This is a genomic window from Ignavibacteria bacterium, assembly GCA_017302895.1.
In the GTDB taxonomy this organism is placed as follows: Bacteria; Bacteroidota; Ignavibacteria; order Ignavibacteriales; family Ignavibacteriaceae; genus UTCHB3.
Map to the genome: position 1 here is coordinate 1,383,112 of JAFLBV010000001.1, position 18,945 is coordinate 1,402,056.

Genomic DNA, 18,945 nt, shown 5'->3' on the forward strand with positions numbered 1-18,945 from the left:
GTGGGCTGCCCAGAAGTGAGCAGTGATACCCGGCTTTACTTTTTTCAGGCACTCACCTATGAATAACAGAAGGGTAGTTGTTACCGGTCTGGGTTCGGTTACACCCGTCGGGAACAACCTTCATGAATATTGGGACGGGCTCCTCTCCGGCAGAAACGGAGTAGAACTGATCACAAAATTTGACACCACTAACTTCGACACAAAATTTGCTGCCGAGGTTAAGAACTTCGATCCCGGTCTTTATGTAGATTTCAAAAACCTCAAACGAATCGACACTTTTTCGGTGTATGCCCTTGCATCTGCCACGCAGGCTTGGGATGACGCTGCATTTCCCGAGGGTTCGTATGATCCCGAGCGGTTCGGAGTGATTTTTGGAAGTGGTATCGGCGGATTGAAATCACTTGAGAATCAGTTTCAGGTTTTCTACAACGACAATTCCCCAAAAAAACTCTCCCCCTTCTTTGTTACCATGATGATAGCGGATATAGCCGGCGGACACATCTCCATTAAATATGGTTTGAAGGGTCCCAACTATTCCACTACATCTGCCTGTGCCACATCATCCCATGCAATTGCGGACGCCTTCATGCTCATTCAGCGCGGGGCTGCAGATGCGATGATTTGCGGGGGTGCTGAAGCTGCTGCTACAGAACTCGGAATTGGCGGATTTGGTGCCATGCGGGCAATCTCGACATGGAACGACCGCTACAAGGAAGCGAGCAGACCATTTGATAAGGACAGGAACGGATTTGTACTGGGTGAAGGCTCGGGGTCTGTTATTCTTGAAGAGTATGAACACGCAAAAAGACGCGGTGCAAAAATTTACGCCGAACTTGCGGGTATCGGTTTAACGGGCGATGCCTACCACATGACAGCTCCCGATCCTGAAGGAAGTGGTGCCGTCAGGGCAATGAAGGAAGCTTTGAGGGATGCAGGTGTTCCACTTGAAAAAATTGACTACATAAATGCCCACGGAACTTCGACTCCCTTGAACGACAAAACGGAAACCAAGGCGATAAAGGCGGTTTTTGGAAGTCATGCCTACAATCTCGCGATATCATCAATCAAGTCGATGACCGGTCATCTCCTCGGAGCCGCCGGAGCAATAGAAGCTGTTGCCACTATCATGACGATAGGGAACGATATAATTCCGCCGACCATCAATCTTGATGAAGCTGATCCCGAATGCGATCTCTATTATGTTCCAAAACAGGCGGTAAAACGAAAAGTCGATTTTGCCATAAGCAATACATTCGGATTTGGCGGACATAACGCTTCACTTCTGTTTAAGAAACTTGAGGCATAAACTTGTTCGGTTTTGTTCGTGATTATTTCAGGCGTCTTGAACAGAAGAAACTGCTCAAGCGGAAAGATTTTAAAAAGCTTGAAGAACTTATCGGGAAGAAAATTACAAATCCCGACAAGTTTATCGAAGCCCTTACCCACCGTTCGGCTCTCGACCAGAATAAATTCAAAGTTTCAAACGAAAGACTCGAATTTCTCGGTGATGCCGTTCTTGGAATGGTGACTGCCGAAACTCTTTTTGCTATGTTCCCGCAAACGAACGAGGGGACACTGACAAAAATGAGATCGAACCTCGTTAATAAAAACAACCTCTTCGAAGTGGCTCAGGTGATCAACCTTTACCAGTTCCTGTTTATTCAGGAGGAACTCGTTAACAGTCAGTCGCAGGGGATCAAATCGATACTTGCAGATGCCATCGAAGCACTGATCGGTGTCATCTATACTGAATACGGATATCAAACGGCAAAAGATTTTATTTCGAAGTTCATCCTTGAGCCGGGTCTTACCAAAGGTGTACATGTAACCGATGAGAACTACAAAAGCCAGCTCCTTGAACTGATCCAGAAAAAGAAAGTGGAGCTTCCCCGCTACTATGTTGTAGATGAAACGGGTCCCGAACACGAACGGGTATTCACTGTTCGTGTCTCCGTAGGTCTCCAGGTTCTTGGAGAGGGGAAAGGACGCAACAAAAAATCCGCCGAACAGGTCGCAGCCAAAATGGCAATGGACCGCCTCAGCGCCGGAGAAGTTCTTTCCGATTAAGATTTGTCAGAAATCTGCAATTTCTTATTTTAAGGATTAGTAATTAAAATTATTCCTTTTCGAGTTGTGGTCCCAAATGAAATCTCTTTTTCTAAAGATATCTCTATTTACATTACTTATAATCCAAATTTCAGTACTCGCTCAGCGCGGGAAGGCTGACCTCTCAAACCTTGTCAAAGTCAGAATTCCATTAACCGGCCTTCCTCCGGGAACCTCCCAAAATTATTCGCAAGACAGCGCATTTTTCCCCTCCGATCCAAGAAATATATGGCAGTACTGGGAGGCTACAACAGATTATCAAACGACTCCGTATGTGAAACTCAATTATGCACTTTCTGATACGGTGATGTCGGGAAAGGTGTATCAGTATTATGGAATGTGCAGATGGATTAGATACGATCATGTTGAACGAAAACTATTCGGTTGGGCCAATAATTCTGATCAATTAATTGCGGACTTTTCAATAGAGAAACCAGGTGTACCAATTTACCCGACCATGAGTTTTTATGGTAATATGGGTAGTTATTTTTATCACAATTATCCCGCCACCATCGAAGTGTTAGGAGAACCCAGAGAGGTTCGCGCCTTTTGGTATGAAGGTTACGGTTCGAGTGGAGTTGTAACAGATGAAGAATATGCGAAAGGAATTGGTGCTTATTATCTTTATTTTGTATCCTGGGGTCATGGAAATATTATTCGACAAGATTATCGTCTTAGACAAGCTAAAATATATGATGATACAGGAGTTACGCTCTATTATACCCCGACGGACAAACCGGTAATAAGTTTTACTCGCCCTCCTTCTGAAATCGATACTTCGGTTCTAAAAAAATCAGTTAAAATCCGGCATCCTTATAATAAAAAATACACCTGGAATCTGATGCCCAAATTTTACAATTTTATAGATTCAGCGATTATCGAGGGGTATTATTCAAATGGTTTCAGTTTAATCCCCGCCCCATCACAAAGACTGGTATTCGAACCTCTCGCGGACTCATCAATGATTAATTATCAGTTAAATGACTCTCTACTCCGGGCGGGTTATGAGTTTAATTACCGTTTCATTGCAATCGACAGAAGTATTATACCTCAGTCAGACACTCTTCCAAAGAACGGTTATTTCTCCGTAAATTATCCGGCTGTTGGAATCAAGGACAACCCCGTGACGGAGATCGGGTATGAACTTGAACAAAACTATCCGAATCCATTTTCAACAGGAGATGGTTCTGATGGAGGGCTGACTGCTATCAACTATACACTCAGACAGGCCGGTCAGGTAAAAGGGGTGGTTTATGACCTCCTTGGAAGTGAAGTGGCAACCCTCGTTGACGGAGAAATGCCGCGAGGAACACACTCTATCAAGTTCGACGGGAGAGGACTCTCCCCCGGCGTTTACATCTTTCGCATTACCGCCGGAGGAATGACCAAAGCTATAAAGATGGTACTCGGGAGATAGAACTTCGGCACCCCGGTACCTCAGAACCTCAGTAGCACCGAATGCGCCGCGGCGCACCGAAGTTCCAACTCCCTACTTCATCAGCAACATCTTTATCGCTTCAGAGGTTTTGCCCGTCTCAAGCCGGAAAATGTAAACACCCGATGGTAGTCCGTTGGCGTCAAATTTTATCTCATGAGTTCCGGCACTTGTTTCACCGTCTACCAGTGTAGCCACTTCGCGACCGAGAAAGTCGTAAACCACACCCTTCGCGTAACCGGCAACGGGCAACACGAAACGGATAACCGTCTCTGGATTGAACGGATTGGGGTAGTTACCGATCAGCCAGGTATCGGGAGTCGTTGTCTCGCTCGTCAAAACATGTGATTGCGTCCCCGCGACACCCCCCTTGTAAAGACCACCTGTCCGGGTTGCTAAAAGGAACTGATCGGCTGTCGCAAATTTAACCGCCGTGAAGTTCAAACTCCGGTTGGTCTCTCTTCGGTTCCAGGTATTACCCATGTCGAGTGATATGTAAAGCGCGCCCGAATCACCGGCGGCAATTACAGTCGAATCTTTTATGTCCATTGTGTTAAAAGCAACAGTCGAATCCGAGAAAATGGTGGTCCAGTTAACCGCCTTGTTGTTGGTCTTCATTATCAAACCTTTTCTGGTTACCAGTATTCCCGCGGTATCACCAATCCTTTCATAATCTGAGATCAATGGTGTCACAACCGGTTTCAGGTTCCACACCGACCCGCTGTTTTCAGTTGTGTAGAATCGGGTGCTGTCCCGTAAAACCCAGCCGTTTTGTGGTGAAGTAAAGTTTAGGTGGGTCAGCCTCGCTCCCGCCAGATTCAACTGCTGGGTACTGGATGTACCCGAGCGTCTGTAAATTGTACTTCTGGCTGTTGAAACGGGCTTTTCCAATGAGTCGGTCACGATATAAAATCCGGTGTCGTATGTGAACGATCTCTCCGAGATGATCACTCCTGAAGAGAATGTAAGAGCCGTTTGCCAGGTCGCTCCACCGTTTAAAGTGTAGTCGATGCTCTTGTCTCTTACCCTCACTCCCTGATCACTCGTAAGAAAGGTACAGTTTCCTGTCCATTTGTCATCATACAGATAAGACCAGCTTGTGCCGCCATTCGTGGTTCGTGCTATTCTCCCTTTCCAGGTGCTGTAAACGCTGCCGCTTATGGTCCAGTCATTCTCACCGGTCACATTTATGGTGTGCAAAGGTCTGTCAGCGAACGAAACAACTGTGCTGTAGGTTGGATTGTTTGCAGGGTCCTTATAGAGGAGATCGGGACCCTCGGCGGTGAGGAAGAGTTTCGACCCCTTGATCCAAAATCCCGTATAGATTCTGTTAGTCGGCAGGGTGTAGAAATCAATCGCGGCGCCGCTTCCCGTGTAATCGATCTTGAAGGTGTTGAAGGTGCTGGTCAGTCCGAACGCCCTTCCCGGCTCCACTTCTACGGCCGCCAGTATCTTTGTGGTGGCCGAAGTCGCCGAGAGTGAATAGGTGAGCCCGCCATCAATTGAGAAGATCAACCTGTAGTCCCGCGCGAGGAAAAGCCGGTTGCTTCCGTAACTGAAAACAGCTACTATGGGCGAGCCTGAATATGGCAGGAAGTGGCCGTTCCAGGAAACACCACCATTGGAAGTGCTGTACACCCCGCCGTGTTGGTACAGGATGTAACCCCTGTTCTGATCCGTAAAAACCACTTTGCTTATGTCTCCGGTACCTATGGTCGCTACGCTCCAGTTAGCTCCGTTGTCCTCACTTTTTGCGTAAAATCCATTCTCTCCCGCAACTATCAGGGTGGAAGCGGAAAGAGTTGATACGAAGTTCAGCTTCAACCCCGGGTAACCGGAAAGTGAAATATCGCTCCATGTCTGCCCCCGGTCGCTAGAGGTCATCAGCATCCCGCCGTGGCCACAGATGTAAGCAACTCCAGGTCGCGAGATGTGCAGGTTGGTGATCCCTCTGTTACCCTGAATAGCGACGCGCGTGAGCGTCAATCCGCCATCCGCCGAGCGATATATCTCACCATTGCTCGCCAAAACCAGACCCGTCGTAACATCGAAAAAGTCAACCGCGATGAATGACTTTATCTCATTAAATTTTAATACATCCGTTAATTGCGGACGGGAAACCGTAAACAACAACACTAACAATATGGCAATTTTTTTCATCTCAGTACCCTTACTTCATTAAAATCATTTTATGGACTAATGCAACTCCTCTGCCACTCAGGCGGTACAGGTAGATGCCGCTGGAGAGGGAACCGGGGTCGAAGTGCTCCCTGTATTTCCCGCCATCGAGCCAGCCTTCATGAAGCGTGGCAACCTTTTCACCCATCGTGTTGAACACCTCAAGTGTGTAGTTGCCCGCCTCGGCGATCGAGAACTCGATCACTGTGGAAGCGTTGAACGGGTTCGGGTAGTTCCTCGCGAGTGAAAATCCCTGAATCGTGCCTTCATCCTTCACACTTACGGGGTTCCCCGAGTGAAGGGGTACATAGAAGAGTTTATTCGCCCGTGCTGTTATAAGTATGGTATCTCCCGAGATTTCTACTCCCATCGGCGAGGCTCCTACGGGCAGTCTGCTGTACCTCCAGGGCGTCGTGGGAGTAAGTGAAGTGTAGATCCCGCCGAGTGTGTCGATCACCACGCTTACCCCGTTCTTGGTGACCATATCCCTTATCGGTTTCCGGATCTCGAAGAGTTCAAAGCTCCATGTGTTGCCCATATCGGTGGTCGTCCGCCTCTCACCATTCTTGTTCAGAACCACTATCGTTCCATCGGGTGCGAATCCCGCTCTTCTGTACATTTCTGTCTGTGAGTGGGCAATATACCTGAAGGTCTGCCCCCCGTCAGAGGAGAGGGTGATATTACCAAAATCGCCAACCGCGGCTATTTTGGCGACTCCATCGGTCGCGATATGCCTGAAATCACCCCAATTTGGTGCAAACCAGACATTCGACCAGGTGGCTACTCCGCCTGCCGCCTTGAAAATGCTTCCGTAATAGCCGGAGGCGAACAGCAGGTTTGGCGCGAGCGGGGCGATCGATGTTATCATGGTGCTGCCTAACGGGGCTTCTTTTCTTCCGAAGGTGTAACCCCTGTTGCTCGAGTACCCCAGAAAGTTTCCGTTTGTCAGGTAAAATGTCAGGTTGTTGTTCGCGTCGTAGTAAAACCGGTTTATCGGGTAAACCGTACCCGAAGCAACCGTCGTCCAGTTCCCCGGCAACTGATCGGTTCTCGCTATTACACCATAATTGTTCCCGACGATAAGCCTGCCACCCGGCAGGATGATCGCTGCGGTGAGGTCACCTGTCAGGGGCGTGGTATATAATTTTGGTTGCAGTGCCACCGTCGAAGACTTGAACGAGTACCACTGGTTAAAACTTCCCCAACCGTATTTGTTCTCGGCTCTTACCCGCCAAAAATAGAGTGCCGAATCCGCCGTCAGGTTGACATTGATCGATGTGGAATCCAGTCCGGTCCTGTCCTCAACAATATTTGAAGTGTCGCCAAGAGCGAGCTGAAAATGGTATTGCGTTATCGGTGCGATTGTCCAAGGCTCCTCCCATTTGAAGGTCAGATTGTGAAATTCGTAAGGCGATCCGTCAACAGGGTAATTGCGAATGACTGTGGTCGGGGCTGTATTGTCACTTCGCGAGAACTTCCAGTAAACACCGTCTGCACTCAGAAGATAAGTGCTGTTCCCACCTGCCGCGACTATCTGCCTCTTCACGATATTTGATCCCAGGTTGATATGCCTGAAATTCCGCTTGATTCCCAGATTGAAGAAAATATTCTGCGTCCCCGCGGTAAGAGCAATAACTCCACCCCTGTTCTGGTCCACATTTGCGGGATAACTCTCCATGTAGATCTTCTGCCCCGAAGCCCCGGCATCCCATGTGCCGAATCCCTCGTCACTTCTGTAGAACAATCCCTGCGAACCGGGATCGTATGTGAACATCCTGTCAGGGAAGTTCTGCAATTCCCAGGTAGCGCCACGGTCGGTTGTCACAAATGCCCTCCCTACAAGATCACTCGTCTTTTCGTATGTCGCGGCCCCGTTCGAGCCGTCATAGAAATCCAGATCCTTATAGTACCCTCCCGTCAGCCCTGTATTCATCGGAATTACAGTCTGCCAGCCCGATGTGGTCATATAAAGTGAATCTTTCGTGCAGAAGAATATCGTGTCCCGTCCCGCGAATGCCGCCCTTATTATTGAGCCCTTGAATGCAGAGGGAATGCTCTGCCAACTGTTCCCGGCATCGTTCGACTCAAGTATCGCCCCTCCTTCACAGATGGCGATAAACTCCGACTCGCTTCTCCGCGCGAACCCCGTCACTAATGCCAACTGTGCCGGCACCGTCGTCTCCTGCCATGACTCTCCACCGTCGCTCGTTTTGAGTATCTGGTTCTTCGAAGTGGCGGCAAACCCCATCGCGTCATTCACAAAATAGAGGCACGATGCATCAAGATTCCCCGGAAATTTGAACCGCTCAACCCGTATGTCCCGGAAACCGTACCTGTGAAATACCATCAAGGCCGAGTGGCTGGGCTGGTAAGTTGAGGCCATCACCACCTTGTCATGGGTGGTAACCGCTATCTGATCAAGGTATTGCTCGTGATAATTTATTGGGATATACGAGGTTGAAGAGTCGGTTATTGAATATTTCACTATTCCCCTCGAAAAATAACTGTAGTCATTGTCGAGTGAGAATATCTCAGAGTCGCTCAGATATGCATATCCCCGCGCGATCGCGTTACCGGGTGAGGTCAATCGCTTTAATATCTGGCCGGTTTGCGAAATGGAGTAAACTACCCCGTTGTTGGTACCGATCACAAAACTTCCGGCTCCTCTGGCTATGTAAGTGTACTCGCCTATCGAAGTGGGGAGGTTTATCTTCTCCCAGGTAAAACCATTGTTTGTCGAGTAAACTATCGACTGAGGGTTGGGTGACTGTGGAACTTCTGTAACAAAGAGATATCCGTTGTTGTAGAATATATCAGGCTTTATCGTCCTGTGTTGCCAGGGGATTGTTATCCATGAAACTCCAAGGTCCGAGGATATCATCAACTCGTTGTTAGTGGTCAGGTTTATCGCGTACTTGTGATTGAAGAAAAAGCATTTGTTGATCATCTCTCCGGGCCAGAGTGAAGCCGCCAATGTCCAGGTCTCACCCGCGTTGAAACTGTGGTAGATATACTGACTGTCGCGGACCACTACCATCGAGTCCTTCCCCATTAAAAACATCTTCATTATGGCGGGGATCTGGGTTGAGAGACTTCCGTCCCTCCAAGTCTGACCTCCATCGGTGGTTATGCCGAAGTGGGGTGTGTTGGGTGAGTAGGATATCCCGTTAAGTGAATCAACGAACTGGATCCTGCGGGCTCCCTTCCCGTCATAAAAACTGAACGCGTTGGGGATCACTACTTCTGTTCTCTCTGCCTGAACAGGTTGTGCCTCAACTCTTACCATCATTAAAAAGATGGCTGCTATAAGTATAATCGCGGATCGCATTTTAGTGTCTTTTCTATTTCTCATGCTGATTTAAATTTTGTCAAACAACTTATTTCAAAAGGATCATCTTCGAATATTTCTTTTTTCCTCCGAAATCGAGGCTATAGATATAAACCCCGCTGTGCAGATCATTAGCGTCAAAACGGAATCTGTTTTTACCCATGCTTGCCTGGATCACTTCTGATCTTACCGCTCTGCCCGTTATGTCATAAACTGTTAAATGAGCAGGGCCTTCGTTTGGAGTGTTGAATTCAATAAATGTTGACGAATTAAAAGGGTTTGGGTAGTTTTGAGTCAGCTCAAATTGGGAGATAACTCCTTCATCCCTCACTCCTGTAGGGAGTCCACCTGTCACAGACATGTAAAACAGTTTGCCTTGCTGTGATGGGAGGAGAATTTTGTTATCAGCAAGATTTACTCCACTTGCATGAAAGAATTCGGGCAGTTTCCTGTAATACCATTTCGATGTTGGAGTGGGTGCAGTATACACTCCTCCTTTATAATCAACAATCGCACTGACACCGTCGAGAGTAAATAATTCTCTGATCGGAGCCCGGGTTTCGAAAACTTCGAATGTCCAGGTTTGTCCCATATCAGTCGAAATGCGTCTTTCGCCTTTGTCGTTGAGTATAACGAGTGTACCGTCGGGTGCGAAACTCACTTTTTTGAGTGTTTCATTCCCGTTGAGTACAAGATGCCTGAACGAGACTCCACCGTCAGTCGAGAGGGTTACACTTCCAAGTTCGCCCACTGCAGCAATTCTGGTTTCACCCCATGTGGCAATGTCGAGATTGGATCCTGTGTAGGGAGAAAACCAGATATTTGAGAAGACAAATCGATAGGGGTAAACATAAACACCTTTATAGATGGTGCCATATTGACCGGCTCCATAGTAACGATCCGGGGGAGCCGAGGTGAGTGCGTAAAACATGGTGCTTCCGCCAAAAGGGTCGTAGTTGGCATACCAGTTAAAACCCTTATTGATTGATATAAGAAATCGATTTTCGAGCGTGTAAGCAATAATATTATTGGTTCCCGGGGGTCGCCAGAACCTCAGGAAAGGGTAAGTCGTCTGGACATCGAGTATCGACCAGTTGTCGGGAGGTGTATCGGTTCTGGTTATTTTCCCCAGACTGTCACCAACAACAGCACATCCATCCGGCAGAATTATAGCTGACATCAGATTGCTTGTAAGAGCGGTTTGCCACATTTTGGGTTCCGACTCCAGGATGGATGACCTGAAGCTGTACCATCTGTTGAAATCTCCCCAGCCGTGGATGTTCCTTGCCCGGACACGCCAGTAATACATCGTTGAGTCGGCAGTCAGTATCCTGTCTAAAGTGGTGCCTGTAAAACCGTTAACATCCTCGATAATATTAGAGGGATTGCCGATAGCCAGTTGAAAGTTATACTCCAGTATTGGGGCAATTGACCAGGGTTCCTCCCATTTAAACGAAATATTGTGGTACTCATACGGTGATTCATCGAGGGGTAAAATTTTAAGTACTGCAGACGGTACCGGAGTCTCTGTGGTTTTGTAGATTTTGAAAATTCTTCCCCCGTTGGTCAGTAAATATGCAGTATTAGCATCGGCTGCAACGGGGTCCATTTTTGAGAAAGTCTGACCGAGGCTGATTCTTGCAAAATTGGCGAATTTACCGAAATTGTAGAAGAAATCGCCCTTTGAGAAGGAGATTGCAATCAGTCCGCCTGGTCTTTGATTAACGAACTTAAGATCACCATCCTGAAACACTGATCCGCCACTGTTGTCGTTATACCAGGTTGTAAATCTGCCGGATGAAGGATAATAAATCCCGAGGGAAGACGGATCCAGCGTCAGTATTCTATCGACAAACACACTAGTTTGCCATGAATTGCCACCATTTGTGGTGAAGAATGCTTTACTGTCGTAATAGTTTAGGTGGTAAATAGCCGAACCGTTCAGTTCGTCATAAAAGTCAAGGTTGGTGAAGTTGCCACCGATGAGGCCGGTATTCACAGGGGTAATTTGTTGCCAAAGAGGTGTAGTCCTGAAGAGGGAATCGGTAGTGCAAAAATATATCGTATCATGCCCCTTGAAAGCCGCCCCCCGAATCGGTTTTTGCACGGGAGTAATAATGGAACTCCATGAATTGCCCCCGTCGCCGGTTTCGAGGATCAGTCCGGCGCCACAGAGGGCAATAAATTCCGTCTCACTTCGTTGAACAAATTTTTGAACAACTCCTGTTGTTGTTGGCATTGTGCAATCGCTCCAAGTGGTTCCGCCATCAGTTGTTTTTATTATTTTCCCGTTTGTCAGACCTGCGAACCCCTTTGAACCATTCACAAAAAAGAGGGTTGATGCCTCTGCACTTCCGGGCAGAAAAAGCTGTTCGACTCTGACATCCTGAAAACCATTCTTATGGAAGGTCATGATCGCACTGCCTCGACTCACGCCGGTACTGGAAATTACGAGTTTATCCCAGGTTGTTGGAACAATCGAATTGGTTGTTACTGAATTATTTCCAAGGCGTATAACCGTAACATTTGTATCATTTAAGGAGTATCGACGAAGCTCTCTGTTCCCGGTGCCTTGATGATTAATAATCCAGATTTCATTATCGCTCACATAGGCATGACCCACATAGGTGTTTTGAGTACCACCCGGTGGAAATGATTTAATGATCTCACCTGTGGGGGAGATGAGGTGAAACCATTTGTCCTGAGTAACGATATAAAATCCATTTTCACTTTTCCCGGCATAACTGAATGCTGAGAGAGAGGAGGGGACCATGAGTTTTTCCCAGGACATTCCGTTGTTGGATGAGAAAATAATGCCCGGTGTTATAGTGGATTGCTCCCTGACGAAGAGGTATCCCCGCTCATACCGGGGAGGTGACTTTACCGCAGTATAACCCCACTCTCTTGCGTTCCATGTCAACCCAAGGTCTGAAGAAGTGAGGAAACCTCCTTCAGGCGGGAAGATAAGACCATATTTATGGTTGAAGAAAATACCATATCCAAATTTTTCACCTGACCAGAGGGTGTTGGCAAGAGTCCAGGTTTCTCCACCATTGAAGCTGTGGTAGATATACTGACTGTCCCTCACGGCGACGAGAGAATCCCTGCCGATGGAGTACATGAACATGATCCTGTCGAGCTGGCCTGTCCTTCTTCCGGTCCGCCAGGTGCTTCCGCCATCCGTGGTGATGCTGTAGTCAGGACTGTTCTGTGTATATGCAATACCGTTTAAGGAATCGCTAAAATTCGCATTCCCGACTCCAAGTCCTGCATAATAACTCGTTGCCCAGGGAATAACCACTTCGGTTCCACCCGGGGATGTTGATTGTGCTCCTGCCTGAATAAACAGGGAAAGAGAAAAAACGAAAACAAGTGTAAAAAATTTCATGTCATTATAGTGTTTAGTTTGTAAATTTAATTGAACCTCGGAACCTCAGAACCTCGGAGCTACTGAAGTACTGAAGTTCTGAATCTCTGAAACTCTATTTCAGCAGGATCATTTTGGAATACTCCCTTTTTCCGCTGAAGTTCAATGTGTAAAAATAGACGCCACTGTTCAGATTTTGGGAGTTGAAGTTGTATCTGTTCACTCCGTTTTGGGCGTTAATGATATCTGAAAAGACCTCTCTGCCTGAAATATCGAAGAGAGTCAGTTGCACATCCCTGCTTTCAGTTGTGAAAAACTCAATGACCGTGCTGTTGTTAAAGGGATTCGGAAAATTCCCGATAATATGGTTTTCGGGGAGCAGTGGACTGATCTCCTCTAATCCCGCGTACCAGGAGTCGTCGAGATTTCCTTTGTAAACACCACCTGTAGCGGTAGTGACGATAAATTTCCGTGAATCGATCATCTTTATATGATTGAAATCAGCCAGCATCCCTGTTTTTAGCAGCTTCCACGACTGACCACCATCGACTGATGTGTAGATAACACCCGAGTCACCCGCGACAATGAATTTTGTGGAATCGATACCTGTTATTGAGTTGAATCTTAAAACGGTATCTTTGAAGAGTAGCGACCATGAACCGGTGTTGTTGGTTGTTTTCATGATTCTCCCTGTTTGAGTAACGAGAATGCCGGACGAGTTGCCAAATCTCAGATACGAGGAGATGAATGGTGTAATAGCCGCTGTTTGAATCCAGGTGGCACCTCCGTCAGTCGTAAAATGGAACTGAGCGCTGTCGCGGAGAACCCAGCCGTTCAGATTGTCGATGAAATTGAGATGTGTCAACCGGGTATATGCAAAATTTCTGAGCTGCGTTTTAGTCGAACCTGTCCGCTTATAGATAATGCTCGAAGACTTGTCGCGGGGTTTTGTCAGGGAATCGGTGAGGATAAAATAACCTGTCTGCTCGCTCAATGACTGAGAACTGATTATGACTCCCGAGGTATTTGCTATAAGATCGGACCATGTCGCCCCCGAATTTGATGAGTAGAGTTCGGATTTTTCGAGAACTCTGAAACCTCTTCCGTTCGAGAGATAATACTCCCTGTTCACCCAGCCACCGTCGTAAATATACTTCCAGGATTCACCTCCATTGGTTGTTCTGGCGATGTATCCGTATGAAGCACCGTTTATGAATGGTGAATTACACGAGATGACATAATCATTTTCCGAGACGACTGTTACCGAGGATATCTTTCTGCCTCCTAAAGAGACTATGCGAGAAGTAAACTGCTGCCCTGTTGAGGCTGAATAATAGATATTTGGGCCGTCGGTAACTGCATAAAGGATGTTTGACTTTAACCAGAAGCCGTAATATCTCTTTTGTGGTTTTTTCTGAGTGTTGATATTGGTTACAGTAACTCCCGTGGGCGTAAGGGTTAAAGTTCTCATTTTACCCGTTGTGTCCATGATTAAGAGGCTGTTTTGTCCTGTTTGTTTGGTCTCCACGATATCAGTTTGTTCCCAGGTGAGGACCGGAGTCCAGGTGACTCCATTATTACCGGACGAGGTGATCAAACCACCGTCACCTGTAAACATGATGGAACTGCCATTCTGAAGCATCCCTTTGACGCTTTTTCCGAGTGTTTCGGCGTAGAAAGGTGACCAGGTAAGTCCACCGTCGGTAGTGGTGGCCACAACTCCTTTGTCCATAAGCGCCCACGCGGTGAAATATCCCGTAAACACAACACTGTTAATGTCCTCCATTCCGATTCGAACTGTCTGCCAGTGTAACCCGTTGTCATCGCTTCGGGCGAACCAGCCCTGTCTGCCGGCAACAACCAGGCTGTAGGTCGCAATTCTTTTCACAAACGAAAAATCAGCATCCGGCAGAGAGGCTACTGATACATCAGACCAGGTTGAGCCGCCATCGGTAGATTTCTTTACCATCCCGTTCCTGCCCGAAATGAAGAGTATTCCGTCGGGCCCTGAAGTTATGGCAAGAACACCCGTATTACCGGGAACGGGGACATCCGACCACGCAAGTCCCGTGTTTGTTGTCCTGAGGAGTGTCCCTCTGTTTGTGACGACAAAACCGTAATATTCATTCACAAATTCGACATCAATAAATGCACTGGTGTCTGAATAATTTATCACAGGAACCAGTTGAGGCCGTAGAGTTATCGAAAAAAGGAGTGTAAAAAATGCAAAATATTTCATCATGTCCCCCTACTTTAAATAGATCATTTTTTTTGTAAAAGAGGCACCATTCCCTCGGAGCCGGTAGAAATAGAGTCCGCTCGAGAGTTTTGATGCATTAAATATGATCTGATATTTTCCGGGTTCCACAAAACCATCCAGGGGGGTTTGTACTTTCTCACCGGTACTGCTGAAAATCTCAAGGGTGTAGGCAGCAGAAGCAGTAATTTGGAATCCGATGGTTGTCGAAGGATTAAACGGATTAGGGAAATTCTGGAAAAGGGTGTATTCATCGGGGATTTCGACGGATGGATCTTCCGGTTGAATTTCGTCATTTGAGGAACCGTAGTAGATATTACCGGCTTCAGAAACTATAATTCCTTTTCCTGAAGGAGAGAAGATGACTGATTTGATGCTTCCAAGGGCAAATCCCGTGAATGTTGAGGATATCCTGCCGTCTTCATCCAGTCTGTACAAATTACCCGAGTTGTCACCGACCCAAAAATTCTTGCCATTTGAAGTGAAAAGAGCCGAGATGTTCAGAGTATCATTCGAAAATTCGACGAGTGTGTCCATCAGTGGACCTCTGCCTGCCACAATTCTGTTTCCTTGCAGCAGAACAGCGAAGAATTTCCCCGGTACAATGATCGCGGGCATGCTCGAAAGGGATGCTGCAGACCAGATTGTCCTGTAGTTTGTCAGATTCAGATTATACTCTCTTATTTCCGATCTGGTGGCCTCGTTGTTAACTGAAGATTCAAGATGGATATAGAGCTTGTTTTTTCCTGCTTTTATTGCAGTTATCTCCAGACCTGCCACAGCCGGATTGATTTCTGTTTTTTGTGTCCATGTTCTTCCGCCGTCATTCGTCCGGAAGAGTGATCCATCACGGCATGAAATAAATCCTGTGAACTTGTCCAGGAAAGAGATTGCCGTTGCTTTTTTGTCCGCAGGGATTCCAGAACCACCGGTTAAAAACGCGCCGTTGTTATAGACAAGTACACGCCCCGAGTCGCCTGCGATGACAACTTCACCCCCTGTTTTTTGTGTAATTACGAACAGATCGGATGCCACGGGAGAGGCGACGGCCTTCCAAATTCTTCCTTCATCATCCGACACCATAACCATGCCGCCTCTCCCGATTCCCATCAAAGATTTTGCTCCGGTAAAAATATACTGATTCAAAGATGCAACACCCGGATTGACAACATACTGCCATGGCGCATTGGAGCCGGGTGAGGGGAGTGGAGCTAGAAACAGTTTACCGCCTGATGAAGGAATCAGCACTTCATTATCTACGAGTTGGAGTCCGTTCGCAATTCGGTTTTCGGGGAGTGTCTGATAGAAATATTCGCCTGAGTTGAATGGCATAGTGAACACACCGCCGAGAGTATCAATCATCATCGAATTGTTTCGCCAGTCCTGAAAGCCTTTCAAAGGGGCGTCGAATGCGAGCCTTTCATAAGTCCAGGTATTGCCCAAATCGGTGGATATCCGTCTTTCACCCTTGCTGTTTCTGATAATGATTCGTTGCCCCTCGTCTATTTCAAACCGGGTGAAATTTTCGGGGTAGGCGAGGGATTTCTGTCTGAATGTAGCACCGCCATCGGTGGAAATGGTGAAACTTCCCTGATATCCGACTGCGATAATAATTGTTGAATCGATGGTTTTAATGTCAAGGTTATCGCCTGTGTCGGGGGAGTACCAGATGTTGTTCCAGGTTTCGCCGGCGTTGGTGGTTTTAAATATTGTTCCGTAACCTCCGACTGCATAACCTGTTGTGGCGCTTGTAAAAGCAAGGGAATAAATCATTTTCCCTCTCAGAGGGTCAGCAACTTTTGTCCAGGTTCTTCCGTTGTTCGTCGAAAACGAGTACTCATTGTTTGTACTGAATGCATAAATTACGGAAGAATATTTATTGACGGTAAACTTCGTAATTTTGTAAGTCGTGGCTGAATTGCCCTGTGTCCATAGTCCGGAGAGGTTGTCTGTGTAGCCGATCATACCCGTCTCAGTGCCAACGAAGTATTTGCCGGCAGGAGTTTTTGTTGCGGCTGTTACATTGTTAGTAAAATTTGTTTGAACTGTGGAAAATGAAAGAACTTCGGCAGAGGTGCGGAGTTTGTACCAGGAGTTAAACTCACCCCAGCCCTCACCATTCCGGGCACGCACCCGCCAGAAAAAGAAGGAGGTATCTGAATTAAGATTGATAGCATATTTTGGTGAAGTAATCGAAGCATCGTCCACAATGATGTTGGAAGTGTCGCCAAGCGCGACCTGAACCTGATAATTCCGGATTGGGGAGTGAGAGTAAGGCTCGTCCCACTTCAACTCAGTTTTTTTTGGAACAAATTTTGCTCCATCTTCCGGTGACACTCTGAGAACCAGGGACGGTGTATTCGGAAGATTTGAGGGGGAAAATTTAAATATCCTCCCGTTTGAGGCTGCCAGATAGATTGCCTTGTCACTCGCCGCAAAGATGTGTCTGACTGTGACAGGTTCACCGAGAGTGACAAGCGACCAGTTGAATTTGTCTCCAAAAGTCATCAGGAAATTGCCCCTGTTGGTATATGCAGCAGCCACCCCATTTTTATTCTGGTGGGCACCCATCATAATTCCTTTTAGTGACATAATGCATCCCTGAACATTATTCCTGTACCATGCTAATCCGGCGGAGAATCTCCAGTAAATGCCAAAATTTGCAGGATCGTATGTGGCAAGGCGGGATGTCATGCTCCTCTTCCACCAGGATGAACCGCCGTTGGTGCTCGTTATCAAATGGCTTGCGAAATATTCATTTTCATAGGTGACAGAGCCGTTGAGACTATCGAAGAACTGAACACCCGTGTATCTGCCCGCCGGGAGGTCGATTCTGAAATGTTTGATTTGCTGCCATTGATGATCGGTTCCGTATAACGAGTCGGAAGTGCAGAAATAGATATTATCGCGATTGCTGTATGAGATTGAAACAATGTTTTTTTGGAATCCTGATTCCTTTCTGATCCAGTTTTCACCCCCGTCGGATGAGAAGAGCACGATACCCGCCATTCCCGCCGCAATAAATTCGTTTTCACTTCGTGCAGCAAAACAATTAATTTGGGAGTAAATTCCGGGGGTATTTACTTTTCTCCAGTTCAAACCTCCGTCTGTCGTTTTCAGGATATCACCCGATCCGGTGGCGACAAATCCGAAGGATTCATTAAGGAAAAAGAGTTTTACCGCCTCGTAATTACCCGGGAGTTTCAAATATTCGATCCTGATCCTTTTATCGTTGTACTTGTGGAAGGTAAGAACACCGTCATCGAGACTCATCCCGGTCTGTCCGAGGACAAGCTTGTCATATGTGGTCGGAACAATCTGGTTTATATAGTTGGAGGTTATTTCAAGTCTGTAACCCGTTTTTGCAGTATCCTTGAAAGACATTTTCGTGAGGTACCTGTAACCATTATCTGCCGCCCAGCCGGTGTTGTCGAGAGCCCATACTTCGGTGTCACTGATATAGCAGTAGTCGAAATTGTATTTTTGATTGGGACTGATGACGGAAGCCAGAACTGCTCCTGAATCGGAGAGTTTGTGAAATTTTTGATCATTACCAATTACCACAAAGCCGTCTCTGATTCTCTCAGCCCGGGTTATTCCACTCAGGTTATGTTTAATCTTTTTCCAGGAAATCCCATTATCCGTTGAGAAAACGATACCGGGGATTGAGGTAGTCTGTTCATAAACAAAGAGATATCCATTTGACCAGGATGGCATTTTTTTGACCGGCCCAAATTCCCATGGGAGGTCGAACCATGTCAAGCCACGGTCACTGGTAATTCTTATTCCACCAGTGGCGGGGAAAATGACACCGTGTTTTTTATTGAAGAAGAGGCAATTCGAGAAGTGTTCACTGCTTCCCATCTCATACTTAAGTTGCCAGCTCAGACCGCCGTTGTAACTGTGGAAAATATACTGACTGTCTCTTACAGCAACAAGGGTATCTTTGGCGAGTAGAAAAATTGAGAGGAATTTAGTGAGGTTCGGGGCGGGTTCCCGCTCAATCCATGTGGCACCTCCGTCGGTTGTCAGAGCAAAGGAACCGTTTTGAGTGTTGGCTGTGATACCGTTGAGTGAGTCGATAAACTGAAGCCGTCCGGCACCCAGACCCGCATAGTAAGTGGTTGACCAAGGTACCACCACTTCGGTACCTGCAGGAGACAGTTGTTGCGGAATTAGACCGGAACACATTAACAGCACCAAAACCGCAGTTTTTATAATATATTTCATATATTGCCTGCAATATCTGAATTTGCGAACGAATCTTACAGATT

At 46.9% G+C, this 18,945-nt stretch carries 8 protein-coding genes; 3 read left to right on the forward strand and 5 right to left on the reverse strand.

The genetic code is table 11. The features are described from left to right. The first annotated feature begins 58 nt into the window (after positions 1–58). The 3 genes from fabF (at position 59) to J0L60_05430 (ending at position 3,523) form a co-directional block, all read left to right on the forward strand. Positions 59–1,306, forward strand: a complete 1,248-nt coding sequence (gene fabF / locus J0L60_05420) for a beta-ketoacyl-ACP synthase II (GenBank protein MBN8545559.1) — start codon at positions 59–61, stop codon at positions 1,304–1,306. Between the two features lie 2 nt (positions 1,307–1,308). After that, a complete protein-coding gene (gene rnc / locus J0L60_05425; GenBank protein ID MBN8545560.1) occupies positions 1,309–2,067 on the forward strand; it encodes a ribonuclease III in 759 nt (252 codons plus the stop codon). A 76-nt stretch (positions 2,068–2,143) separates the two neighbouring features. Then, positions 2,144–3,523 (forward strand): T9SS type A sorting domain-containing protein, encoded by a 1,380-nt coding sequence (locus tag J0L60_05430; protein ID MBN8545561.1) that lies wholly within the window; start codon positions 2,144–2,146, stop codon positions 3,521–3,523. A gap of 72 nt (positions 3,524–3,595) precedes the next feature. On the opposite strand, the gene J0L60_05435 is transcribed toward J0L60_05430, so the two are convergent. The 5 genes from J0L60_05435 to J0L60_05455 form a co-directional block, all read right to left on the reverse strand. Beyond that, positions 3,596–5,701, reverse strand: a complete 2,106-nt coding sequence (locus tag J0L60_05435) for a T9SS type A sorting domain-containing protein (GenBank protein MBN8545562.1) — start codon at positions 5,699–5,701, stop codon at positions 3,596–3,598. Positions 5,702–5,711: 10 nt separating this feature from the next. After that, the gene (locus tag J0L60_05440) at positions 5,712–9,047 is read right to left on the reverse strand and encodes a T9SS type A sorting domain-containing protein (protein ID MBN8545563.1); all 3,336 of its coding nucleotides are present in this window, start codon (positions 9,045–9,047) and stop codon (positions 5,712–5,714) included. 49 nt (positions 9,048–9,096) lie between these two features. Further along, on the reverse strand, positions 9,097–12,435 hold the full coding sequence (locus tag J0L60_05445) for a T9SS type A sorting domain-containing protein (GenBank protein ID MBN8545564.1): 3,339 nt from the start codon (positions 12,433–12,435) through the stop codon (positions 9,097–9,099). A 94-nt stretch (positions 12,436–12,529) separates the two neighbouring features. Then, positions 12,530–14,656 (reverse strand): T9SS type A sorting domain-containing protein, encoded by a 2,127-nt coding sequence (locus J0L60_05450; protein MBN8545565.1) that lies wholly within the window; start codon positions 14,654–14,656, stop codon positions 12,530–12,532. Positions 14,657–14,662: 6 nt separating this feature from the next. Further along, the gene (locus tag J0L60_05455; GenBank protein MBN8545566.1) at positions 14,663–18,901 is read right to left on the reverse strand and encodes a T9SS type A sorting domain-containing protein; all 4,239 of its coding nucleotides are present in this window, start codon (positions 18,899–18,901) and stop codon (positions 14,663–14,665) included. Between the last annotated feature and the right edge of the window lie 44 nt (positions 18,902–18,945).